Origin of the sequence: Paenibacillus sp. GCM10027629 (assembly GCF_042676425.1) — a bacterium.
Taxonomy (GTDB): Bacteria; Bacillota; Bacilli; order Paenibacillales; family Paenibacillaceae; genus Paenibacillus_K; species Paenibacillus_K terrigena.
Genome location: NZ_JBHTGZ010000009.1, coordinates 2,033,743 through 2,057,680, shown reverse-complemented (window position 1 = coordinate 2,057,680; position 23,938 = coordinate 2,033,743). Strand labels below are relative to the sequence as shown.

The window sequence follows — 23,938 nt, the reverse complement described above, 5'->3', positions numbered from 1 at the left end:
GGGGGGAGCCACTTGAAAAGAATACTTGCCTTGTTGTTCGCCATGACGCTCTTCGCCGGATATGCTATTCCAGCAGCACAAGCTGCACCTGATGAAACTTACAATTATAACTATTGGGGGCAGACTGTTCCGGCGCCCAGCCCTTATGAAGAGCAGCAAGTGATGTATGGAAGAGACTGGGGCGTCAAGGATTTATCTTCTCCGCAGGATGTCTATGTGGGGAGCAATCGTCACATTTATATTGCTGACACAGGCAATGACCGCATTATTGTCCTGAATGATAAATTTGGAGCTGCGCGTATCATCTCGGAATTCGAGCATGATGGAAAGAAAGATACATTCAACAAGCCTGAAGGCGTGTTCTATAACCGCTATGACGATCATTTGTTCATCGCAGATACGCAGAATAAGCGGATTGTTGAATTGAATGAGAAGGGTGAATTCATTCGCCAGATCGGTGATCCGAAATCGACCTTAATTCGGCAAGGGTTCCAATACTCTCCGATCAAAGTCATAGTCGATAAGGCGCAGCGGATCTACGTGATCAGCCGTGGTTCGTATGAAGGGATTATGGAGTTTGATACGGATGGTCAATTCAATGGCTTCATTGGTACGAACCGTGTCAAGTTCAGTCCTGTTGATTTGTTCTGGAAAAGAATTTCAACAAAATCGCAGCGGGAGCAGATGCAGCTCTTCATTCCGCTGGAATTCAATAACATGGATATTGATGCGGATGGCTTCATCTATACGACAACGTCGGAAGAGAAGTCCGATCAACCGATCAAACGGCTGAATGCATCCGGTGTTGATATTTTGCGGGATAAAGGCTATTTCGCACCCAAAGGGGATATCCATACGCTCGATATTGGCAGCGCGCCAGGAAGTTCGATCTTCGTCGATGTCGTATCGGATGAAGGCGGCATCTATAATGCACTCGACTCCAAACGCGGACGTATTTTCACCTATGATAAGGACGGGAATTTACTCTATGTATTTGGCGGATTAGGAAGCAAGCAAGGGAAATTCCGAACGCCATCCGCGATTGCGATGCTGGACGATAAGATGCTCGTACTTGACAAGGATTACAATCGTCTATCCTTATTTCAGCCGACACATTACGGCAGCCTTATTCGTGAAGCCGTGATCTCGCTCTATAACGGGCAGGCCGAGAAGTCGACAGCCGCTTGGCAGAAGGTGATCCAGTTGAACGGGAACCTCGAAGTTGCTTATATCGGTATTGGTAAGTCGCTGCTTAAGAATGGTGACAACCATGGCGCAATGAAATATTTCGAGCTGGGTAACAACCGGGAGAACTACTCCGAAGCATTCAAGCGTTATCGGAAAGAAATCGTCTTCGACTATTTTGGGATGATTGTTCTAACCATTGCGCTTGTCATTGGCGGTAGTATCGCGGCGATGAAGTTAGCAGGCCGTCGTAAAGCTCAGCAGCATTATGTCGATGTCGGATCGGTGAAAAGTCCGTTTTACACGATGGTACATCCGTTCAACGGATTCTGGGAAATGAAGTACGAGAAGAAGGGCAAACTCAAAATCGTCTTGATTATGGTGGCCTTGCTCGTCTTATTTACGATTATTAAACGGCAATATAGCGGATTCGTCGTCAATTTCAACAATCCGAATGAGCTGAACAGTATTAATGAATTGAAATTTATTGTTTTGCCTTTCATCTTGTGGTGCGTGGCCAACTGGTCCTTAACGACATTGATGGACGGCGAAGGTAAATTCAAAGATATTGTGATGGCAACAGGGTATGCCTTGATGCCGTTCATTATTATTTATTTGCCACAGACGCTCTACAGCAATCTGATTACCGGCAGTGAGAGTTCGTTCTATTATATCCTCGATGCGATTGCGTTCATTTGGTTTATATGGCTCTTATTCGTCGGTACGATGACGGTACATCAATATTCGGCTTCGAAGACGGTTGTTACGATGCTGTTAACCTTAGTCGTGATTGGCATTATGGTCTTCCTCGGCGTTCTGTTCTTCAGCATGCTGCAGCAAATGGCCAACTTTATAATCTCAATTTACCGCGAGCTGTCGTTCAGATTCTAGCTGCGCGCGATTGCAACTTAACAAGGAGGGATGAACATGTCCGGTAAGTTGAAAATATCCCTTGGCATCCTGAGCGCCGGAATGGTGATCTGTGGCCTGATCGCGCTAGGCATGCCTGAATCCGATTCGATGGATCACACAGCGCATCAAGCGGTTCAAGAAATCGGAAGCAACACCATCAAGACGAAATCTTACCAGAATGTGAAGACAGCTTCGGCATCGAGTGCGGTTGGATCTGGTTCGGAGACGGTTACGGCGAACACGGCTGAAGAGCAAGCCGCGCTTCAGAAGATGAAGCTGGTGACTCAGAATGCATCATTAATGCTCTACGTGAGTGAAGAAACGGCAGAGATTGCGGTCAAGGATAAGCGAGACGGATATATCTGGTTCTCCAATCCCGCAGATCGGGATCAAGATCCGATTGCTTCACCACTGTACAAATCCGAGATGTCGGCTCAGCTGCTCGTCGCTTATTACAATAGCAAAGGGCAGATCAATACCTTCAATAGCTTCGATGACAGTGTCAATAAGAAGCAATTCAAGATCACGAACATAGATAATGGCGTCAAAATTGTCTATCAGCTGGGGAAAATCTCGAAGTCCTTCGCGAATATCCCGCAGAAGATCAGCAAGCAGCGGTTCGATGAGATGATTCTAAGCAAGCTGCCGGATCAAGATGCTCGCGATTCGATGACGTTTAAATTCAAGCTCGATGAGCAGACCCAAATCTATGAAGTTCGTAAATTGAAAGATTTCGTCGCGGAAGAGATCTCTGCGAAACTTACCGAAATTGGCTTTACGAATGAAGAGGCTGCAAAAGACAATGCAGAGAATGGGGTCACGGAAGCAGCTGCTGATGATGGTCCCCAGTTCACGATACCACTCGTGTATGTGTTGGAAGGCGATGAGCTCGTCGCTCGCGTACCAAGTAAGGAAATTCAATATGCCAAGTCGTATCCGATTGCAACCTTGCAAGTGCTCAAATACTTCGGGGCTGCAGGCAAGAACAAGCAAGGCTACATGTTCGTGCCGGATGGTTCGGGTGCACTGATTCATTTGAACAACAACAAGAAGAATACGGAAGCGTACGACATGCCTGTCTATGGGCCAGATGGTACGTTCGATGTGAAAGAGCGGATTCAGACCAATGAAGTCACACGCATGCCGGTCTTTGGGATGAAGCAGAACGATCATGCGATGATCGGTATCATTGAAGCAGGCGATGCCTTGTCTAGTATTACTGCAGATATTGGCGGACGAAATGATTCCTATAATACGGTCGCAAGCAAATTCAGCTTGGTATCAATGGATTTCTACACGTTGACATCGGGTACGAAGACGAGTTCTGTGCCGATGTTCCAGACGAAGCCATATGCAGGCGACTATACGGTCCGTTACGGATTCTTGTCGGGCAGCCAATCGGATTATTCAGGGATGGCTGGAACGTACCGTGATTATTTGGTGAAGAAGTATGACCTGAAGAAGTTAGATGCGAAGCCGGAAGCACCGATGGTACTGGAAGTGGAAGGTGCATTCCAGAAGCAGAAGTCATTCCTTGGCGTGCCATATCAATCAACAGAGTCTTTAACAACATTCGATGAGACGCGTACGTTGCTAAGCACTTTGAAGGAAAAGGGCATACAACAGGTGGATTTGCGTTATGTTGGCTGGTTCAATGGGGGCATCCGCCATACCTCACCGATTTCGGTCGGGGCTGTAGGAGCGCTAGGCGGTAATGGTGATTTCCGTAAGCTGGTCGATTATGCGAAGCAAGAGAACATCGGGCTGTATCCAGATGTTGCTTTTCAAGAGAAATATAAGGGATCTTCGGATGCGGCGACCTTCTTAGATGGTCAGAATGCCCGGATTTACGAATACGATCCCGTGATGTATGTCAAGGACACACTCAAATTTTCGCATTATTTGTTATCGCCAGCGGTACTAGGGCAGACCGTGGATCGATTTGCTTCTAAATATGCATCGTATGATGCACCTGGCGTATCGTTACGCGATTTGGGCAATGAATTGCATTCGGATTTCGCGAAGGAACAGTCCGTGAACCGGCAGGAAGCGCAGCAAATCGTGGTAGAACAAGTAGGCAAACTGAAGCAGCAGACGAAAAATGTCATGGTGGATGGCGGGAACATTTATACGCTTCCAAGTGTCAACATGATCGTCAATGCGCCGATCCGCAGCAGTCAGTTGAACATTACCGATGAAGATATTCCATTCTATCAGATGGCGCTTCATGGGTATGTGGATCTCGCAGGGGAGCCGATGAACGTACAGAATACGACAGATCCAAGAGTTCCATTGCTTCGGGCATTGGAGACAGGCTCAAATCTATTCTATCAGTGGTACGCGGCAGATGCCTCGGTCGTCAAAGACTCGGACTACAATGGGTTGTACGGTCTTCACTATCAGGATTGGCTCGATCAAGCGGTTGCGAATTACCAAGAAGTCAAATCGCATTTAGGTGCTGTTCGACATCAGACCATTACGGCTCATCGCAAGCTGGCGGATGGTGTGGTAGAGACTTCATACGAGAATGGAACCAAAGTAATCATTAACTATAACAACACGCCGATACAAGCCGAAGGTCATTCGATCGACGGGCTCGGCTATTGGGTAGGCGGTGAGTAACATGAAGAGAAAAAGTTTGACATTAGAACAGAAAAAAGCTTGGTACGGCGTCTTATTCGCCTCGCCGCTCATTATCGGGATGATCATGCTCTTCTTGCTGCCGCTCATCCAGTCGTTTCGATTTAGCTTAAGCTCGATTCATATCGTAGAGAGTGGATTTGCGACGGAATATAAAGGATTCGCGAACTACATCAGTTTGTTTACTTCGAATCCGGATTATCCGCGCAGCCTGACAGAATCGGTTGCCCATATGCTCGTGAACGTGCCGATCATAATTATTTTCAGCTTGTTCGCAGCAGTGCTGCTCAATCAGAAGTTCAGAGGGCGCTCTATTGCCCGGGCAATTTTTTTCCTGCCGGTTATTCTCGCTTCCAGTGCCATCGCGAATCTGGATATTAGCAGCTTTGTCGGCGGTACAGCGATGAGTGGAGGCGGGGAAGGCGGGGCTAATCTGCTGCAGAGCTTCGAACTCAAGAAGATGCTGCTCGAATCCGGCATGGGACCTGCAATTGTGGACTACATTACAGGTGCAGTCGATCGGATCTACGAGATTATTAGCTCCTCGGGGGTACAGATCCTGATCTTCCTTGCAGGTCTGCAGTCGATTTCGCCATCGCTCTATGAGGCATCGAAAATCGAGGGTGCGACAGGGTATGAGATTTTCTGGAAAGTGACTTTTCCGATGATGACGCCATTAATTCTAACGAACCTGGTCTACTCTATCATTGATTCGTTCAGCAGCAACAAGATCAATACACTGATTTCTCAGACCGCGTTTAAGACGTTTGATTTCGGGTTAAGTGCGGCGATGTCGTGGGTTTATTTTATCATCGTGGCGATCATCTTGTTCGTATCCACGGCATTGATCTCGAGAAAAGTGTTCTATTACGACTGATAAGGAGGGGCGAATATGAGAGTACAGGCGGCTCGAATGGGTGAATGGCTCAGTAGAAAAAGTCCGCAGGAAAAGGCGAAGCTTTGGACCTGGATTGCTGTTCGTACCTTATTGATCTTAGGTTTTTGTTATATTATTCTATTCCCGCTCTTCCTTCGGATTTCGGTAGCATTCCGGAGTAAGGTCGATATTTATGATCCGACCGTGTTATGGATTCCAAGACACTTCACACTGGAAAATTTACAACTCGCGATTTCAGCAACCAAATATGGTTCAGCGCTGCTTAATACGTTCCTGATCTCGTCCACGACGACGATTATTCAACTCGCGACTTGCGCGTTAGCGGGTTATGCTTTTGCGAGGTTGAAATTTAAGGGCAGCGGAATCTTGTTCGCACTCGTTATTTTCACGATTGTGGTTCCGCCGCAGACGATTATGATTCCACTCTACTTGACGTATCGTTATTTCGACTTGTTCGGGATATTGAAATGGTTCACGGAGAAGGGGCATGTCAACCTGATTGATACATTCTGGCCGTTCCTGATCTCCTCAGGGACAGCCATGGGGCTGAAGAACGGACTATACATTTTTATCTTCCGTCAATTTTTCCGTGGGGTGCCGAAGGAGCTGGAAGAGGCATCGCTAGTGGATGGCGCAGGTATTTTTAAGACGTTCTACCGGATTATTCTGCCGAATGCTCTTCCGGCGATTGTCACAGTGCTGCTCTTCTCCTTCGTATGGCAGTGGAATGATAGCTATTATGTGTCCTTATTCCTAAGCAAGGTAAAGGTGCTCGCAACCCAATTGACAGATATGGGGCCGGCGCTTGGCAAGGAACCAGATCCGGTCTATCAATCGATGCTGCTCAATACAGGCGTGCTGCTCATGATGGCGCCACTGATTGTATTATACTTGTTCGTTCAACGCTACTTCGTAGAAAGTGTGGAGCGTACGGGACTGGTAGGTTAGATAGAGAAGATGACGGGGGGGTTGACGATAAGTTAACCCTCTTAATAACGAATAGAAACGAGGACGATCGATGTCACAGTCCAAAACGGTACATATTATTTCCCATACACATTGGGATAGGGAATGGTATTTGCCCTATGAGAAGCATCATGTCCTGTTGATCAAGCTGATGGATACGTTGATGGAGACGTTAGAACGCGATGAGGATTATCGCAGTTTTCATCTGGATGGTCAGACGATCATCTTAGAGGATTATTTGCAGGTTCGACCGGAAATGAGAGAGAAGCTAGAACATTATATTCGAGAGGGACGCATTCATATTGGTCCTTGGTATATTCTGCAGGATGAATTCCTGACGAGCAGTGAAGCCAACGTTCGGAATTTGTTAATCGGGCATCGAGACGCCGCAGCTTATGGAACGATCTCGAAGCTTGGTTATTTCCCGGATTCCTTCGGTAATATGGGGCAGGCGCCTCAGATGCTGAAGCAAGCAGGTATTCACCATGCCGTGTTCGGACGCGGGGTGAAGCCAACCGGATTTAATAATGAGGTCTCGGATGTTAGTGCATATGAATCGCCATATTCTGAGATGTGGTGGGAGTCGCCGGACGGCTCCAAGGTGCTCGGTATTTTATTCGCCAATTGGTACAGCAACGGGAATGAAGTGCCAGTGGATTCTGAAGCCGCGAAGGCCTATTGGGATAAAAAAATTTCGGATGCGGAGAAATATGCTTCAACGCCGCATTTGCTGTTCATGAACGGCTGTGATCATCAGCCTGTACAAACGGACCTATCGGATGCAATGAAGACAGCAGAACAGCTGTATCCAGGCACAACCTTCGTGCATTCCAATTTCGATGAATATTTGCAAGAAGTGGAGCGAGCGCTCCCGGAGGATCTTTCTGTTATTCGCGGTGAGCTTCGCAGCCAGCATACAGACGGCTGGTCCACACTCGTGAACACCGCGTCATCGCGTATTTATATGAAGCAGAAGAACCAGAAGGGTCAGACAGCTTTGGAAAAGGTTGCAGAGCCGCTTGCTGCGATGGCGTATATGCTAGGTCAGAGTTATCCTCACCATTTGTTCAATTATGCTTGGAAGACATTGATGCAGAATCATCCGCATGACAGCATCTGCGGGTGCAGTGTGGATGAAGTGCATGCTGAGATGATGACGCGCTTCGAGAAGAGCAGACATGTGGCGGAAGTGATTGCGGATGAGAGTCTTACAGCGATTTCCAGCCGTGTAGATACTTTGGCTTTTGCGGCATATGGATCGGATGCGGTTCCATTCATAGTATCGAACACGACAGGTTGGGAACGCAGCGGCAGCTTAACAGTGGAGTTAGAAGTGAAGCGGATCTATTTCCGCAGCGGCATGGATTTTGGCAAGATGCGCCAAGAGGTGAAGCAGTATAGCTTGGATGGATTCGTCTTGGTGGATTCGGAAGGTACTCAGATCCCATGTACGATCGAGGATTTGGGAATCCAATTCGGCTATGATCTGCCGGAAGATCAGTTCAGACAGCCTTATTTCGCAAGGTCCGTACGCCTCACGTTCGAAGCGGCGGCGGTGCCGGCGCTTGGTTATCGTACGTATGGATTCGTACGCCAAGAAGTCGCAACGCTAGGTGCGGCTGCTGAATCGCTCATTACAGGATCGAATCAGATGGAAAATGACAAGCTGGTTGTTTCAGTTGAAGCTGACGGCACCTTGACGGTAACGGACAAATCTAGCGGAACAGTCTATTCCGGACTTGGTATGTTGGAAGATACTGGCGATATCGGTAACGAATACATGTATCGGGAAGCGAATGGCGCGGCTCCGATTACAACCCGTGGATTACCTGCGGACATTCGTGTTGCAGTAGATACGCCGTATCGTGCAACAATTGAAATTGTACATGAGCTTGAAATCCCAGTATCTGCGGATGATCTGCTCGAGATGGAACAGCGGGAAATCGTCTGGTTCACGGGCCGTCGCTCAAGCCGCTCGAGCTGTGTGACGACGATGCGTATCGTTACGCATGTATCACTGGATCGTCATGGCGAAGGCGTCGAAGTCACTTGCTCGTTCAACAATCAAGCAAAGGATCACCGTCTGCGGATGTTGTTCCCAACAGGGCTTCAAGTTGGCAGTCATTATGCGGACTCCATCTTCGAAGTGCCGGAACGCAGCAATGCACCTGCCGAGGAATGGAAGAATCCGAGCAATTGCCATCATCAGCAAGCATTCGTAACGGTTGCAGGCGAGGAAGCGGGGCTCACGATTGCGAACCAAGGATTGAATGAATATGAAGTCATTCCAGGTGAAGCGGGAGATGACACGATAGCTGTGACATTGCTTCGCGCGGTAGGCGAGCTTGGCGATTGGGGGTATTTCCCGACGCCGGAAGCCCAGTGTCTTGGTGAACATACGGTGCGGCTTAGCATTATCCCATTTGCTGGCTCCGTGACGCGTCGTACGGATGCGGATCCACGTCATGATGCGTTTGCGTCGATTGTCCAGGCGCATCAATTCCAAGTGCCATGGTCCACGCAGCAGACAGAAGTGCATGAAGGGAGCTTGCCTGCGGTGCACAGCTTTGCGGTGTGGGAAGGACAGTCACTTGCATTCTCGACGATGAAAGTGGCGGAAGCGAGCGGCGATGTCATTATGCGCTGGTATAATGTATCTTTGGATGTACAAGAATTGACTGTAGATCTAGAGCAATCGCGTGCTGCTGCGTATCGGAGTGATATTTTGGAACGTCAGCTGGAGCGTCTGAATTTACAGGGTTCAGAGCCGCTTCAAGTTGCTGTTCGTCCGGCTGAAATTGTCACGCTTAGCTTTGCGAAGATCAAATAATTCTATGAAATGTAATAGAAGGTTTAGGGGTATCCTCTGACCTTCTATTTTTGTTATGATACGTGTAAATCTGGATGTGAATTCGAAGTAATATCGATGATCCATATGCATCGGAATAAGGAAAGGAGCCCACATGCCTTTTACCTTTGCGCACCCTTTATATGCCTATCCATTAAAATCTATTAAACCAAAGTATCTTAGTATAACAGGACTTGTACTCGGCAGCATGTCACCCGATTTCGAATACTTCATTATGCTGGAGCCATACAGCTTTATGGGGCACTCGATTTTGGGACTATTCTTAGAGGCCCTACCGTTATGTACTTTGCTCGCGGTCATCTTTCACTACATCGTCAAGGAAGCATTGGCTATCCATCTCCCGTCTTTATGGCATTTGGATCATCGTGCTTTCAACCTAAGAGGAACATGGCATCTAAGAGGGATACAATCATGGCTGATCTTCTTGATATCGGTCATGATCGGATTCCTGACGCATGTTTTTATCGATGCGTTTACACATGTGAGCGGGTATTTTGTAGTTCGTTACCCAGTCCTCCGAGAAGTCGTCTTCTTCAACATTCCCCTGTATAAAATACTGCAGCACAGCTTTTCGATGCTAGGACTCATTGTAATAGGTTGTGTTATTGTAAGAAGCTTATATAAGAGCCATCCCCATGCCAAAGAAATGCCTTGTGCAACGAAAAATCAAAAGCTTCAATATTGGTTCACCGTGGTCGTGATTGCAATTGCCATCGCGTGCGCCAAAGTATTATTCACCTCAAGCCAAAATTGGCTAGGCATTTTCGTCGTTGCACCGATTTCAGGCTTTTGTGTAGGGCTAATTGTAGCATCGATAAGATCGAAGTTCATCAGACCGATCTGCCAATAATATGAGAGGGGTGCCATAATATGTCCAATGCCAACAACAACATTTCCAGCCTTTATGCACCGGTAACAGACGAAGAAATCATCGCAATCGCGAAGGATACCTTCGGATCGGATTGTTGTGTACAGTATATTTCTCTACTCAAGGGAGGGCTGTTTAATACGACGTATTTTTTTGAAACCGAAGCACCAGTGGGAAAGTGGGTTTTGCGACTCGCGCCGCAAGACCTTGAGCATTTGTACTCTTTTGAGAAACAGATGATGGCTGTCGAGCCTTATATCTACAACCTGCTTCAGGCAGAGAACATTCCAAGCTCTCACGTGATTCGATATGATGATTCGGGTCGCTTGATCTCAAGACCCTATTTATTAATCGAGTTTATTGATAGTATCCAGTTGAACGACCCGTCGATAACACCGGAGGAATATACTCGGCTGAAGGAAGAGCTAGGCCGATATACACGTCAAATACATGGGATTACATCAGATCGTTTTGGATGGCCACAGCGGGATGGAACGGTTCGCGGATATACGTCTTGGAGTAGCATGTTGATGGAGCTTAGCGCTGAAGTCGCTGAGAAATGTAGGACACATCAGGTTTTTGAAGAAAAAGTCTTGAATGAATTTACATCCATCTTCAGCGCGAATTGTGAGCTTTTTGACGAGATTAAAGTTCCGTCCCTTGTACATAATGATCTGTGGGATCCGAATGTTCTAGTTCGTCGGGATGAAGATGGTGAGCTGCATATTGCTGCTCTGATTGATGCGGATCGGGCCGTTTATGCTGACCGTGAGTATGAATTCATCCTTTATGAAAATCATGCAAGCTTTATGAAAGGTTACGGATATGAACTTTCAATGGACCTTCGCCCTCGTGCACGGCGCACCGCCTATCAAATGATGTTATCTTTTTTATGCACTTTTGTATATGAAGTTCAGCTTGTATTACCTGAGAGCGTCATATGGTGCAAGCAAGATGCACTGCATCAATTAAAAGCTTTTCAAGAGATCTGGAGCGAAGCAGCGATGGAGGAATGAGCTAGCTAATCCTATCGAATTCCGTTGTTGCTGAAGAGAGAGTCCATCTGTTTGTGCGATTGGCTTTTTTGGGGATACACTAGGAGAACATGTTCCAAGTACAGGAAAAGAAGCTTGAGCGATCAGGCTTCTTTTTTCTGTCGCCGTTCTGTTCCGTCAACTATCCATGGCTCCAGATTCGAAGCTCAGGCACTTCCTCGGTTTCATAACACATCTTCTCTAAACGCTTCATGTCGAGGAGATAGATATATTTCTCGCGGATATCGATCAGCCCTTCATTTTGGAAATCGCTGAGCGTCTTGGAGATGGATTCACGTGTATTGCCGACCATGCTCGCGAGCAGGGCATGATTGAATTTCATGTCAATCTTATAAGCGTTATCAATCTGCTTCCCGAAATTATAATAGAGATCCAGAATTAAGTTGGCGATCTTCGTACGGACATCGAGGAAAGTCAAGTAACGAATCATACGGTTCAGAACGCGGACGCGAGCGAACATAATTTGATAGGCTCTGAGCAGAACAGAAGGATAACGATGAACGATATCTAAGAAATCCTGCTTCGTGATATGCCATGCAACAACAGGCTCTAGCGCTTCGACGGAAGAGACGCGGTAACTGTCACCCGTAAGTGCTTCGGCTTCGCCGATGATATCGCCAGGGAGATGAATCCCAATGACGATTTCCCTGCCGTCATGAATCCGGTAGACTTTCACTTTGCCGGTTCGCAGAATGAAGATGCCCTCGTTCTGGTCGTTCTCGAACATGAATACATGATTCTTCTTATATTTACGTTCTCGTAGAAGGGGTGCAATATGCTGCAATTCTTCGGCGGGGACATCGGAGAAAATAGGAACCTCGTTCATTTCAATCATCTCAGCAGATCCTTTCCATAGGAATGTTCTAAGAATACTAGAGTCATATTGAAATCGCAATATATCAGTATTTGTTTACAATTGTTCATTTACTCTATCGAATCTATTCATTATTATAGCAGATTTCATCTTCGATTGAATGTGCAGTTCTTTCTTGACCACTTTCAGTCTGCATGTGTATACTTTGAAATGACAAATGTTCTCAATATTATTACATTTGTTCATATTTCATCGATATTCAAAAGGGGAGAGTGATTTTTTTGAAATTGAAAATGAAAGCGAAAACAATTCTATTAACGGGGGCATTATCTACGGTATTTGCCGCATCGGCCTTCGCGGCTCCGTTGCATCCTGTCGTACATAATGATTGGATGCAGCAGAAGAAGATTATCAACGGTTTTGATCAAGGAGGACTATTGCTTGAGCGTAGTGTATCCCTTGGGGAAGCGGTTGCTCTTATCGCTAGAGGTACAGGAGCTGAGGTTGCACAGCCGCAAGGCTATTGGGCAACGAATTATTTGACTTGGGCTTATAGCAAAGGGGCTATTACGAAAGACGAGAAAGCAAATGATAGAAGCTTTCCTGCTGCAGATAGATTAACGGCAATCGCCAAAAAACTTGGTCTTGAACTGCAATTGCCAGCTGGCGAACAAGTGACTCGCGGTGATTTCGTGCAAGCGCTTGGTGATGCGTTAACGGAACATATCACGATTGCGCATACGAATGATGTGCATGGACATATTCAAGAGAACAGCAAAGATAAAGAGTTCGGTTATGCCAAAATTGCTACGCTTGTAAAAGAGTGGCGTGAAGAGAATAAGAATTTTCTCTTAATGGATGCGGGTGATACGTTCCAAGGAACGATTTATACGAACCAATTCAAAGGGGAATCGATTCTTCCGATTCTCAATTCGCTAGGTTATGGCGCGATGGCAGCGGGGAACCATGAGTTTGATTTTGGTTATGAGCAATTGCTCAAGCTTCGTGATCAGCTCAAGTACCCGATGATCAATGCGAATGTATACAAAGCGGATGGTACAAATCTACTTGTCCCTACATATACAGCAGAGGTCGGCGGACAGAAAATCGCATTTATCGGATTTGTAACGGAAGAGACGCCAATTGTTACACACCCGAATAATGTTATTGGCTTGACGTTCAAAGATCCTGTGGATATTGCGAAAAAGCTCGTGCCTGAGATGAAAGAAAAAGCGGACCGTGTCATCATCCTCTCCCATATCGGTGTTGAGAAAGACCGCGAGATCGCGAAAAATGTATCGGGGATCGACTTAATTATTGGTGGTCACTCCCATACGCCGCTTCGCACACCTGAAGTTGTTAATGGTACGTATATCGTACAAGACTGGGAGTACGGAAAGTCGCTAGGACGCGTGGATTTATATTACTATAACAAAGATTTGGTAGGGTTCAGCGGCGGATTGGTAGAGTATGATGAGTCTGTCAAAGCAGATCCAGAAATTGATAAATTGGTTCAAGAAGTCGTGAAGAAAGTCGATACAGCGATGGGTGCCGTCATTGGGAAGACTGAAGTCGACCTGCATGGTGAGAGAGGCGAAGTTCGCGCAGTAGAGACGAACCTAGGCAACTTCATTGCGGATGCCATTATTGCGAAGACGAAGACGATCAAAGGCCACGAAGCCGATGTAGCGCTTGTGAACGGCGGCGGGATCCGTGCAAGTAAGAAAGTCGGAGATCTGACGAAGAAGGATCTCTACTCGATTCTACCGTTCCCGAATACATTAACCATTGTCAAAGCAACAGGTGCGGATATCAAGGCGGCTCTTGAAGTATCGGTCAAAGGCGTGGAGAAGAAAGATGACTTGCCAGGTTCATTCTTGCAAATCGGCGGCATGTCCTATGTCTATGACGTGACGAAGCCGGTTGGCGAGCGCGTACTAGAAGTGAAAGTTGGAGGCCAACCAATTGACCCAGCGAAGACGTACACGGTAGCGACGAATGACTTCATCACATCGGGCGGTGACGGCTATTCGATGCTGAAGAAGGATGAAGTCTTGAATACAGGCTACACCTTCTACGATGTCGTAGAAGAGTATTTGGAGAATGCTAAGGTGATCAGTCCGAAAGTCGAGAACCGTATTGTTGAGAAGAAATAGATGATAGACAAGGAACTGGCCTCGTGCCAGTTTCTTTTTTTGTGTTCAGGTGTTGCATGAAATAGCAATGCTAGGGGATCTATGGTACATTAATAAAAAATGTGCGATAAATTGAGTGGGGGACGTATGTTACATAAATTTGGCTTCTCACAATACGAGAGTAAGGTCTATGAAGCGCTGGTATCCAGCTTGCAGCCGATGGATGCCACAATGATCGTGAAGGTATCCGGCGTACCTAAAGCAAAAATATATGAAGTCATATCCAGATTGATTGAGAAAGGGATGGTACTCGAATCCATCTCGGAGAAGAAAAAGCTGTATTTCGCATTAGCATTGCCGCTCGTCATCGAGAAGCTGACCGCGGAATTCCAATCGGATCTGGAGGAGCTAGAGGCACGAGCAACACCCAAAGCGTTCATCGACGACCAAGTGTGGAGTCTCAAGGCGAATTCCTCTATCGAGCCTCAGCTGGGCCAGGTGCTGCAGGAGGCAACGAAGTCCATTCGATTCTCGGCATGGAAAGACGATATTGCGAAATACATACCTTTACTTGAAGCGAAGGAACAAGAAGGCGTAACGGTCGAGGTGCATGTCGTTGGCGAGGTGGAGTCTAACTTGACCAATTTAGCCTACTTTGTGCCGAGCAAAGAACATGTAACGTTGGAGCGCTTCCGGTTGTTGATTGTGGACGATCGCGAGATGATCTTCGCTGGCGTTGAGCAGCGGGAATGGCATGCGATCAAGACGAAGTCTCAGCCGCTCGTACGTGTGTTTACAGAATTTTTTAACCATGATGTGCTTCTTACAGTCATTACCTCCAAGTATATTAATGTGTTCATGGAGGACGAGGATATTATGAACCGATTAATGCAGTTGAAATATTAACCATTTCGTTTCTTTGGAGGACGAAAGAAGGCGGATAGAGCGAATCTATCCGTCTTTTTGTTATTTCAAAATTGGGGTTGATTCGAAATGTATATTAGGTTACTATTGCGGTAGTAACTTTGCTGCATTGTTCGTGACATAAGAAGGGAGTCATTATTACTGATGAATTTTAAAATCTATCTTTTAGCCATCGCTTGTTTTGTGACAGGAACGGTGGAGCTTATTGTGGGAGGGATCCTAGATCTAATCTCGCAGGATTTGAACATTTCGCTTAGCGCATCGGGTCAACTGATCACGATATATTCTATCGCGTTCGCCCTTGCGGGTCCGATCTTACTCGCAGCGACAGCTTCGGTGGAACGGAAGAAACTTTACATGTATACCCTGTTCGTTTTTATTATTGGGAACCTGATCTCTACGTTTAGTCCGAACTTTTCGGTATTGCTCGCGGCTCGCGTATTGTCTGCGGCTAGTAGCTCGCTCATCGTCGTCTTATCGATTACGATGGCTTCCCAGCTCGTTGAGCCCAAGTATCGTGCGAGAGCGATCGGGACAATTTATATGGGGGTAAGCGGTTCGCTCGTGCTTGGTGTACCGATTGGTATGATGCTCGGGAATGCGTACGGATGGCGCGCACCATTCATGATGATAACGGTCCTCTCGTTGCTCGCGATGATTGCCGTTGGAAAATTTATGACGAAGGCTCAGCCTACGCCATCTGTTCCACTCAAGCAGCAATTGGCATCGCTGAAGGATGGGAAGATTGTATTCGCTCATTTGCTATCGATCTTAATGTTGACAGGTCATTTGACCTTATATGCGTATTTAACGCCATTTCTGCAAGAAACCTTGCATCTAAGCGCATCTACACTCAGTTTGTTCTATTTTATATTTGGGATTGCGGCTGTAGCGGGTGGAGGCGTTGGAGGCTGGGTCAGTGATAAATTTGGTCCAGAGAAGAGTATCCTGTTCATCGTTGTTGCCTTTGCTGTGATGATGTTCTTGATGCCGCTATCGACATTCTCGATTTATGCATGCCTTATTGTCATGATGATCTGGAGTATGCTCAGTTGGTCCGTATCCCCTGCATTGCAGAGTTACTTGATTAAGTCGGCACCCGAATCTGCAGAAATTCAGCAGAGCTTGAACAGCTCAGCGCTGCACGTCGGGATCGCACTCGGATCAGCCGTGGGTGGAGTTGTGATTGAGCAAGCGTCGGTGTATTACAATGCATGGGTTGGTGTGGTATTCGTACTCTTCGCGTTGGTCTGCGGAGTGGTCTCCATTCGATGGCGGCAGACAAGATCAAGTGTTGCAGTACCGATGAGTAAGCCCGTTTCGTGAATGTGGTCAGACCCTTGGGGAATCCAAGGGTCTTTATTGTTTTACAGCGTCAAAAACATCGATAGGCATATGGTCTTGTAAATGATAAGATACTGGGATAATGGTATAATATTGAATAATATGTTCGTAGCGATAAGATCATGGATAGATGGGTGGCTCAAATGGATCAAGATAAAATAAGAAAAATGATTGAGGCCGCGAAAATGTATTATTTTATGGACTACAGCCAGCAGGATATCGCCGATAAGCTAGGTGTGTCCAGGCCTACGGTATCGCGGTTCTTGCAGCAAGCCAAGGAAGAGGGATTCGTACAGATTCGAATTATGGACCCCTCGGAAGATACAGCGAAGCTGGCCTATCAATTGAAGCAGAAGTATAACCTCAAAAAAGTGATTGTCGTACCCGTTCCACATTATGAAGACGACCTGATCAAAGAATATTTGGCCGAAGATACGGCACAATATTTAGACGAGGTTGTGAAGGATGGCGATACACTTGCTGTCACGTGGGGCTCTACAATCTATCAGATTGCGAGAAAATTGAGGCATAAACATGTCAATCAGGTGAATGTCGTTCAATTAAAAGGCGGCGTCAGTCATCTAGAGACCAATACATATAACTCTGAAATTTTGCACTTATTTGGCAAAGCGTATAATACGTATCCGCATTTTCTGCCTCTTCCTGCTATCGTAGATCATTTGCTTGTGAAGCAAGCCATGGAGTCGGATCGGCATATTCGCAAAATTCTCGACATGGGCGAGCAGGCCAATATCGCATTGTTCACGGTAGGTGTTGCGGAATCGGATTCGTTATTTTTGCAAATGGGGTATTTCTCGGAGGAAGAATTGAATGTCATTTATAGTAAGGCGGTAGGCGATATTTGCTCGCGGTTCTTCGATACCTGCGGACAGATTTGCGTGCCGGATTTGAATGCACGGACAATCGGAATTGAATTGGAAGCGCTAAAACACAAGGAGCATTCGATTCTTGTGGCTGGAGGGGCTCGGAAGGTTGAAGTTATTTATGGCGCGCTCAGAGGCAGATATGCGAATGTGCTCATCACCGATCAATTTACCGCCAAATCATTACTGGATAAGGATCATGATGCTTCGAGCAGAATAAATCCGTCGGCTGTGTTCCCACTCTCAGGCATTCCATTGTACTAATAGAGGTTGTTCAAAAAGTCATCATTTGATCACGAAGTCATTCAAGAAGCATAATCAACATCGAATCTTGCGTTCACCTTAGAAGTCTGGTACTCATTTAGGTTTCGCCTAAACTCCGTTCCTCCTTCTTCAGGTTCTCGCAACCTTCTCGGTGCTGAAATGCCGACTTTTTGAACACGCAATAATACGCATATTACGTGATGAAAATGAGAGGGGGATTAATCATATGAGCGTACATATAGGGGCTTCACCGAGTGATATCGCCGAATCCATTCTGTTACCGGGGGACCCGATTCGAGCGAAATTCATTGCAGAGACCTTCTTGGAAGAGGCATATTGTTATAACGGCGTTCGCGGCATGCTGGGCTATACGGGGGTTTACAAGGGGAAACGAGTCTCCGTGCAGGGCACAGGGATGGGGGTTCCATCCATGTCCATTTATGCGCATGAATTAATTCAAGAATACGGCGTGAAAAATATGATTCGTGTCGGCACCTGCGGGGCGATTCAGCATGATGTGAAGCTAAGAGATATCGTGATCGCGATGAGTGCTTCAACGTCTTCCGCGATTAATCAACGGAGGTTCAATGGGATTGATTTTGCGCCGACCGCCAACTTTCACTTTCTGAGGAAAGCTTATGATCTATCTCAAGCGAAGAAGCTGTCGGTGAAAGTCGGCAATGTGATGACAACCGATACCTTCTATATAAACAATTGGGATGAAATTCGATTATGGGCGGATTATCAGATGCTTGCGCTAGAGATGGAGACGGCAGAATTGTATACGCTTGCGACGAGGCATCGTGTTAATGCGTTGTCCATTCTTACGGTGAGCAATCTTGTGCTGACAGGGGAGATGACAACGGTCGAAGAACGTGAGAGCACCTTTACCGAAATGATCGAGCTTGCGCTCGATGTTGCTGTCACTCCAAATTAGACGACGTGGTCGTCTTTTTTTTGTGCTTGTGCAGATGATTCGAAGGAAAAAGAAACACTTTACAATAAGTCATTGCGTAAAGACTGAACAAAAGATAAAATCAAAATACGTTATGTTCATGAAAAAGATGGATATAGCGATATATTCTGGAGGTGAATCGCAGTTTGATCATAAAAGTGATAAGGTTTGGAAGAGAAATCGAAAAAAAGTAATTTCGCAATTATCATTTGATTAATCATGTTGTTGATCGGGAGGGAACTACCAATGAATCAGAAGAAAATGTTGAAAAGTTTGTTGGCTGCGGCAGTATTAAGCAGTGCTTTCTCAATGTCTGCCTTTGCGGACGCGAGCGACCAAGGAGCAACGTTGAAGCTTCGATTGATGGAAACGACTGATATTCATACGAACATTCTTAACCACGACTACTATCAAGACCAGTCGACCGAAGAATATGGTCTTGCGTTAACGGCCTCATTGATTATTAAAGCGCGTCAAGAAGTAACGAACAGCATGTTGTTCGATAACGGTGACCTCATACAAGGGAATCCATTAGGGGATTATGTGGCGAAGATCAAGCCGCTACAAGATGGACAAGTCCATCCGGCATTTAAAGCGATGAATCTTCTGGAATACGATGCAGCAGGGATCGGCAATCACGAGTTTAATTTTGGTCTCGATTTCTTGGAGCGCAGCTTGAAAGGTTCTAAATTTCCGCATGTAAATGCAAACGTTTACATAGATGACCATGATAACAACCCAGACAATGATAAGAACTATTTCACACCGTATGAGATTCTGACGAGAACGTTCAAGGATGAGAAGGGGACGCCAGTAACGCTGAAGATCGGTGTCATTGGTTTCGTTCCTCCACAGGTTATGGAGTGGGACAAAGCCAATTTGGAGGGTAAAGTCATTGCGAAGGACATTATTGAAACGGCTAACAAATTCGTGCCGAAGATGAAGCAAGAAGGTGCGGATCTTGTTATCGCGGTTCCGCATTCCGGGTTTGACAGCAGTCCGTACAAAGAGAATATGAGTGATGCAACCGTTCATTTGGCGAAGGTGCCGGGCATTGACGCGATTTTGTTCGGTCACGACCATAAGGTATTCCCGAGTGCGGAGTTCGATAAATTGGAAGGCATAGATATTAAGAAAGGTACGATTCATGGTGTGCCTGCCGTCATGCCAGGCTTTTGGGGAGATCATCTTGGTGTTGTTGATCTCTCGCTTCAGAAGGTGGACGGAAAATGGAAAGTGGTAGACAGCCAAACGGAGGCTCGCCCGATCTATGATAAAGCGAACAAGAAATCGCTGGCTAAGGTGGATGAGCGAATTGTTGATGCGGTGAAGGAAGAGCATGAAGCGACCGTCAAATATGTGCGTGGGCCGATCGGTGAGACGACAGCGCCAATCAATAGCTTCTTCGCTGTTGTTCATGATGATCCATCGGTTCAGATCGTATCAAATGCACAGAAATGGTACACGGAGAAGTACATTCAAGGCACATCGTATGAAGGAATCCCGGTATTGTCAGCAGCAGCACCATTCAAAGCTGGCGGACGTTGGGGGCCGAACTACTTCACGGATATTCCTACAGGTACGCTGGCCGTGAAGAGTGCAGCCGACTTATATGTCTATCCGAATACAGTAAATGTTGTGCAATTGAATGGGGATCAAGTAAGAGAGTGGCTTGAGCACGCCGCAGGTCAGTTCAACCAGATTGATCCGAATAAGCAAGAGGAGCAGCCGCTCATCAATGAAGATTTCCCTACGTATTTGTACGACGTGATTGATGGCGTAACGTATCAAATTGATGTGACAAAGCCAGCGCGTTATGAGCGCAAAGGGAAGCTTGTGAACCCGGATTCGCACCGGATTGTCAATTTACAGTTCAACGGCAAACCTGTCACCAAGGATCAGCAATTCCTCGTGGTTACGAATAATTATCGTGCAAGTGGCGGTGGGAATTTCCCGAATCTGGACGGGTCCAATATTGTGATCTCGTCTCCAGACGAAACACGTCAGGTTCTGATTGATTATATCGCGCAGAATAAGAAGATTAATCCTACAGCCGATAATAACTGGTCATTCGTTCCGGTTACAGGGGATGCGAATATAACATTTAGAACTTCGCCGAAGGCGAAAGATGCAGCGGCGAAGCTTGGCGGTATGAAGTATGTTGGTGAAGAAAAAGATGGCTTTGCGAAATTTACATTGGATCTTTCGAAAGTCCAAGCGCAACAACCAGCTGGTACACCAGAACCAAGCCCTGTATCTTCCGAATTGGTTCCGGTTCGTGAGACGGCTGCCGCACAAGGCATTGCAGTAACTTATGATACGAAGACCAAGACGGTGACATTGACCCAAGGAGCTGCCCAAGCCTCATACGTATTGAACACGGACAGTGCGCTCGTTAAGGGAATCAAAGTGTCGGTCAAGGCCGAGCTCAAGAACAATAAGCTGTGGCTTCCAGAATCGATTTTCCAAGCGCTGAAGAACTAGCGGTAGGGACCGCCTCGGGATTCCTGCGAAAAATGATAACGCCCTCTATGTTGCCGACTTGGCAAATGGAGGGCATTCTTGTTTTTCTTCCATAAAGTCGCCGTTTTTTTACGTTTGTTGATTGAGTTATACCCACGATACCACGTATAATAGGACGAGGAAAAAAGTCTAGAAGAAAAGGTGTCATGCATGAGCATATTAAACGTAGAACGATTAAGTCACGGCTTTGGGGATCGCGCGATCTTCAATGACGTATCTTTTCGCTTATTGAAGGGCGAGCACATTGGACTGATAGGCGCGAACGGCGAAGGTAAGTCCACTTTTATGAACATTATTACTGGCAAGCTTCAACCGGATGAAGGAAAGGTCGAATGGTCCAAGCGTATGCGCGTTGGATATTTGGATCAACATGCGGTACTTAACAAAGGGATGACGATTCGTGATGTCTTACGAGGCGCATTCCAATACTTGTTCGATATGGAACAGGAAATGAACGATATGTACGGTAGAATGGGCGACGTATCGGCGGAAGAGCTTGAGCAGCTGCTTGAGGATGTAGGAACGATTCAAGATACACTGACGAATCAGGATTTCTATATGATCGATGCGAAGATCGAGGAAACCGCACGCGGTCTCGGTATTACGGATATCGGTCTAGACAAAGATGTTCATGATCTGAGCGGTGGCCAGCGGACGAAGATCTTGCTTGCGAAGCTGTTGCTCGAGAAACCGGACATCTTACTCTTGGACGAGCCGACGAACTATCTGGATGAGCAGCATATCGAATGGCTCAAGCGTTATCTGCAAGAATATGAGAATGCATTCATTCTGATCTCACATGATATTCCGTTCCTGAATAGTGTTATTAACTTGATTTATCATATGGAGAATCAAGAGTTAACCCGTTATGTGGGAGACTACGATTACTTCCTGCAAGTTCACGATATGAAGAAGCAGCAGCTTGAATCGGCGTTTAAGCGCCAACAGCAAGAAATTGCAGACTTGAAGGATTTCGTTGCCCGGAACAAAGCGAGTGTTGCAACGCGTAACATGGCGATGTCCAGACAGAAGAAGCTCGATAAGATGGAAGTCATTGAGCTGGCGAAGGAAAAGCCGAAGCCGCAGTTCAACTTCAAAGATTCGAGAGCTTCCGGCAAAATGGTCTTCGAGACGAAGGACCTGGTCATCGGTTATGACAGTCCATTGTCTAGACCGCTAGATCTTCGGATGGAGCGCGGTCAGAAAATTGCACTTGTCGGTGCGAACGGTATCGGTAAAACAACATTGCTGCGTAGTATTCTAGGTGAGATTCCAGCCATTTCGGGTAACGTCCAACGTGGTGAGAACCTGGATATCGGCTATTTCGAGCAGGAAATGAAGGATGCCAACTATAATACGTGTATTGAAGAGATCTGGAAAGAGTTCCCTGCATTCACGCAATTTGAAGTTCGTGCAGCGCTAGCGAAATGCGGTCTAACGACGAAGCATATCGAGAGTAAAATTGCGGTATTAAGCGGTGGTGAGAAAGCGAAAGTCCGTCTCTGCAAGCTCATCAACCGCGAGACCAATCTGCTTGTGCTCGATGAGCCGACGAACCATTTGGATGTCGATGCGAAGGACGAACTGAAGCGTGCGCTGAAGGCTTTCAAAGGCAGCATTCTTCTCATTTCGCACGAACCTGAATTTTATCGCGACGTCGTGACAGAAACATGGAATTGTGAATCTTGGACGACGAAAGTATTTTAATCCATATAGCTTACCTATCTCTGGCGTCATCGTTAGAGGTTGGTAAGCTTTTTTCATATGGCTGCCTGCACGATGCAAAAATCCTACTTTACGTATTGCTTATCCGTGGTAAACTTTGTATATCTGAGGATGAAATGAACTTCGCCAGCGGGAGGTAGACGATGACCATACATGTGAGTACAGCGATCGCATCGCATGCCAATCGGTGGAGTATGGAGACGCATCATCATCCTGATTATGAAGTATCCATCGTGCTTGAAGGTTCTGCTGTGATGGAATGCCTGCGTAGCGAATATGTGATGGAGAAAGGAGCCGTTGTCCTAATCCCACCGAATGTACCACACCGATTCTGGACTGAGGATTCCGTACGATTTGGGGTCTTACAAATATCCTCACTCCCTCAAGAGCTCGTGCATCGATTCTATCAGTTAGCGGAGCCTGAACGTCCAAGATTGATTTATTTATCGCCGATGAATCGAGAAATCTATGAATCTCTATTTCGTAATTGGTTAAAGATCATCTCTGGGCCATTGGAAGAGCGCGATGCGGTTATCTCCACGTGGATAGAGTTGTTCCTGTTAACATTGATGCAGCATACTCGAAATGAGCCGCAGCGCATGTCGATCTCGAGTGCAGCCGATTATATTCGGAACCAATTTAATCAAGAAGTCCGCGTAACGGAATTAGCTCGTATGTCAGGATTATCGGTGTCGGCTTTTCGCAAGGAGTTTACGAGAGTCTATCATGTGTCACCGAAGCAATATCAACAGCTTCATAGATTATCTGAAGCAAAATGGCTCCTTCGAACTTCGGATGAACCTATTCTGCGCATCGCGGAACAGCTAGGTTTCTCGGGGATTCACCTGTTCAGTGCTTGGTTTCAACAAATGGAAGGGACTTCTCCCTCCAAATGGAGAAAAGAGCAGCAAGGGGAGAAGGGGATGGGCGAACCGTCGGAGCGATTTTAGTAAATTTCGAATTCATTTCCCTAAATA

At 46.4% G+C, this 23,938-nt stretch carries 16 protein-coding genes; 15 read left to right on the top strand and 1 reads right to left on the bottom strand.

What is annotated here, in order from left to right; translation table 11 throughout:
- The first annotated feature begins 12 nt into the window (after positions 1-12).
- The 7 genes from ACFQZR_RS19085 to ACFQZR_RS19055 all read left to right on the top strand — a co-directional run bounded on the left by ACFQZR_RS19085 (position 13) and on the right by ACFQZR_RS19055 (position 11,354).
- Positions 13-2,076, top strand: a complete 2,064-nt coding sequence (locus ACFQZR_RS19085) for a YIP1 family protein (RefSeq protein ID WP_379348633.1) — start codon at positions 13-15, stop codon at positions 2,074-2,076.
- 36 nt (positions 2,077-2,112) lie between these two features.
- On the top strand, positions 2,113-4,719 hold the full coding sequence (locus ACFQZR_RS19080; protein WP_379348631.1) for a DUF5696 domain-containing protein: 2,607 nt from the start codon (positions 2,113-2,115) through the stop codon (positions 4,717-4,719).
- A gap of 1 nt (position 4,720) precedes the next feature.
- Positions 4,721-5,614 (top strand): carbohydrate ABC transporter permease, encoded by an 894-nt coding sequence (locus tag ACFQZR_RS19075; protein ID WP_379348629.1) that lies wholly within the window; start codon positions 4,721-4,723, stop codon positions 5,612-5,614.
- Positions 5,615-5,629: 15 nt separating this feature from the next.
- Positions 5,630-6,583: a carbohydrate ABC transporter permease gene (locus ACFQZR_RS19070; protein WP_018754989.1), complete on the top strand. Its 954-nt coding sequence runs from the start codon at positions 5,630-5,632 to the stop codon at positions 6,581-6,583.
- A 70-nt stretch (positions 6,584-6,653) separates the two neighbouring features.
- Positions 6,654-9,431, top strand: a complete 2,778-nt coding sequence (locus tag ACFQZR_RS19065; RefSeq protein WP_379348626.1) for an alpha-mannosidase — start codon at positions 6,654-6,656, stop codon at positions 9,429-9,431.
- Between the two features lie 133 nt (positions 9,432-9,564).
- Complete coding sequence (locus ACFQZR_RS19060; RefSeq protein ID WP_379348624.1) at positions 9,565-10,320, top strand: DUF4184 family protein; 756 nt, start codon at positions 9,565-9,567, stop codon at positions 10,318-10,320.
- 20 nt (positions 10,321-10,340) lie between these two features.
- Positions 10,341-11,354 (top strand): phosphotransferase, encoded by a 1,014-nt coding sequence (locus tag ACFQZR_RS19055; protein WP_379348622.1) that lies wholly within the window; start codon positions 10,341-10,343, stop codon positions 11,352-11,354.
- Positions 11,355-11,514: 160 nt separating this feature from the next.
- Here the strand turns inward: ACFQZR_RS19055 and ACFQZR_RS19050 are convergent, their stop codons facing one another.
- Entirely contained in the window at positions 11,515-12,219 is a 705-nt protein-coding gene (locus ACFQZR_RS19050; RefSeq protein WP_379348620.1) for a Crp/Fnr family transcriptional regulator, read from the bottom strand.
- A 281-nt stretch (positions 12,220-12,500) separates the two neighbouring features.
- Between ACFQZR_RS19050 and ACFQZR_RS19045 the strand changes: the two genes are divergently transcribed.
- From ACFQZR_RS19045 to ACFQZR_RS19010, 8 genes are all read left to right on the top strand, one after another.
- Positions 12,501-14,363: a bifunctional metallophosphatase/5'-nucleotidase gene (locus ACFQZR_RS19045; protein WP_379348617.1), complete on the top strand. Its 1,863-nt coding sequence runs from the start codon at positions 12,501-12,503 to the stop codon at positions 14,361-14,363.
- A 126-nt stretch (positions 14,364-14,489) separates the two neighbouring features.
- Positions 14,490-15,248, top strand: coding sequence for a TrmB family transcriptional regulator (locus ACFQZR_RS19040; RefSeq protein WP_379348615.1), 759 nt, complete (start codon positions 14,490-14,492; stop codon positions 15,246-15,248).
- 162 nt (positions 15,249-15,410) lie between these two features.
- Positions 15,411-16,592, top strand: a complete 1,182-nt coding sequence (locus ACFQZR_RS19035) for an MFS transporter (protein WP_379348613.1) — start codon at positions 15,411-15,413, stop codon at positions 16,590-16,592.
- 161 nt (positions 16,593-16,753) lie between these two features.
- Positions 16,754-17,758, top strand: coding sequence for a DNA-binding transcriptional repressor DeoR (locus ACFQZR_RS19030; protein ID WP_379348611.1), 1,005 nt, complete (start codon positions 16,754-16,756; stop codon positions 17,756-17,758).
- A 226-nt stretch (positions 17,759-17,984) separates the two neighbouring features.
- Entirely contained in the window at positions 17,985-18,695 is a 711-nt protein-coding gene (gene deoD / locus ACFQZR_RS19025; RefSeq protein ID WP_379348609.1) for a purine-nucleoside phosphorylase, read from the top strand.
- 264 nt (positions 18,696-18,959) lie between these two features.
- Positions 18,960-21,197: a bifunctional 2',3'-cyclic-nucleotide 2'-phosphodiesterase/3'-nucleotidase gene (locus tag ACFQZR_RS19020; protein WP_379348607.1), complete on the top strand. Its 2,238-nt coding sequence runs from the start codon at positions 18,960-18,962 to the stop codon at positions 21,195-21,197.
- Between the two features lie 189 nt (positions 21,198-21,386).
- The gene (locus ACFQZR_RS19015; RefSeq protein ID WP_379348605.1) at positions 21,387-22,943 is read left to right on the top strand and encodes an ABC-F family ATP-binding cassette domain-containing protein; all 1,557 of its coding nucleotides are present in this window, start codon (positions 21,387-21,389) and stop codon (positions 22,941-22,943) included.
- A 161-nt stretch (positions 22,944-23,104) separates the two neighbouring features.
- A complete protein-coding gene (locus tag ACFQZR_RS19010; RefSeq protein WP_379348603.1) occupies positions 23,105-23,911 on the top strand; it encodes an AraC family transcriptional regulator in 807 nt (268 codons plus the stop codon).
- Positions 23,912-23,938: the final 27 nt, after the last annotated feature.

Excerpts from the sequence above, each read along its gene's own strand:
- ACFQZR_RS19080 (WP_379348631.1), top strand. The coding sequence starts at position 2,113 with ATGTCCGGTAAGTTGAAAATATCCCTTGGCATCCTGAGCGCCGGAATG.
- ACFQZR_RS19075 (WP_379348629.1), top strand. The coding sequence starts at position 4,721 with ATGAAGAGAAAAAGTTTGACATTAGAACAGAAAAAAGCTTGGTACGGC.
- ACFQZR_RS19070 (WP_018754989.1), top strand. The coding sequence starts at position 5,630 with ATGAGAGTACAGGCGGCTCGAATGGGTGAATGGCTCAGTAGAAAAAGT.
- ACFQZR_RS19065 (WP_379348626.1), top strand. The coding sequence starts at position 6,654 with ATGTCACAGTCCAAAACGGTACATATTATTTCCCATACACATTGGGAT.
- ACFQZR_RS19060 (WP_379348624.1), top strand. The coding sequence starts at position 9,565 with ATGCCTTTTACCTTTGCGCACCCTTTATATGCCTATCCATTAAAATCT.
- ACFQZR_RS19055 (WP_379348622.1), top strand. The coding sequence starts at position 10,341 with ATGTCCAATGCCAACAACAACATTTCCAGCCTTTATGCACCGGTAACA.
- ACFQZR_RS19050 (WP_379348620.1), bottom strand. The coding sequence starts at position 12,219 with ATGAACGAGGTTCCTATTTTCTCCGATGTCCCCGCCGAAGAATTGCAG.
- ACFQZR_RS19045 (WP_379348617.1), top strand. The coding sequence starts at position 12,501 with ATGAAAGCGAAAACAATTCTATTAACGGGGGCATTATCTACGGTATTT.
- ACFQZR_RS19040 (WP_379348615.1), top strand. The coding sequence starts at position 14,490 with ATGTTACATAAATTTGGCTTCTCACAATACGAGAGTAAGGTCTATGAA.
- ACFQZR_RS19035 (WP_379348613.1), top strand. The coding sequence starts at position 15,411 with ATGAATTTTAAAATCTATCTTTTAGCCATCGCTTGTTTTGTGACAGGA.
- ACFQZR_RS19030 (WP_379348611.1), top strand. The coding sequence starts at position 16,754 with ATGGATCAAGATAAAATAAGAAAAATGATTGAGGCCGCGAAAATGTAT.
- deoD (WP_379348609.1), top strand. The coding sequence starts at position 17,985 with ATGAGCGTACATATAGGGGCTTCACCGAGTGATATCGCCGAATCCATT.
- ACFQZR_RS19020 (WP_379348607.1), top strand. The coding sequence starts at position 18,960 with ATGAATCAGAAGAAAATGTTGAAAAGTTTGTTGGCTGCGGCAGTATTA.
- ACFQZR_RS19015 (WP_379348605.1), top strand. The coding sequence starts at position 21,387 with ATGAGCATATTAAACGTAGAACGATTAAGTCACGGCTTTGGGGATCGC.
- ACFQZR_RS19010 (WP_379348603.1), top strand. The coding sequence starts at position 23,105 with ATGACCATACATGTGAGTACAGCGATCGCATCGCATGCCAATCGGTGG.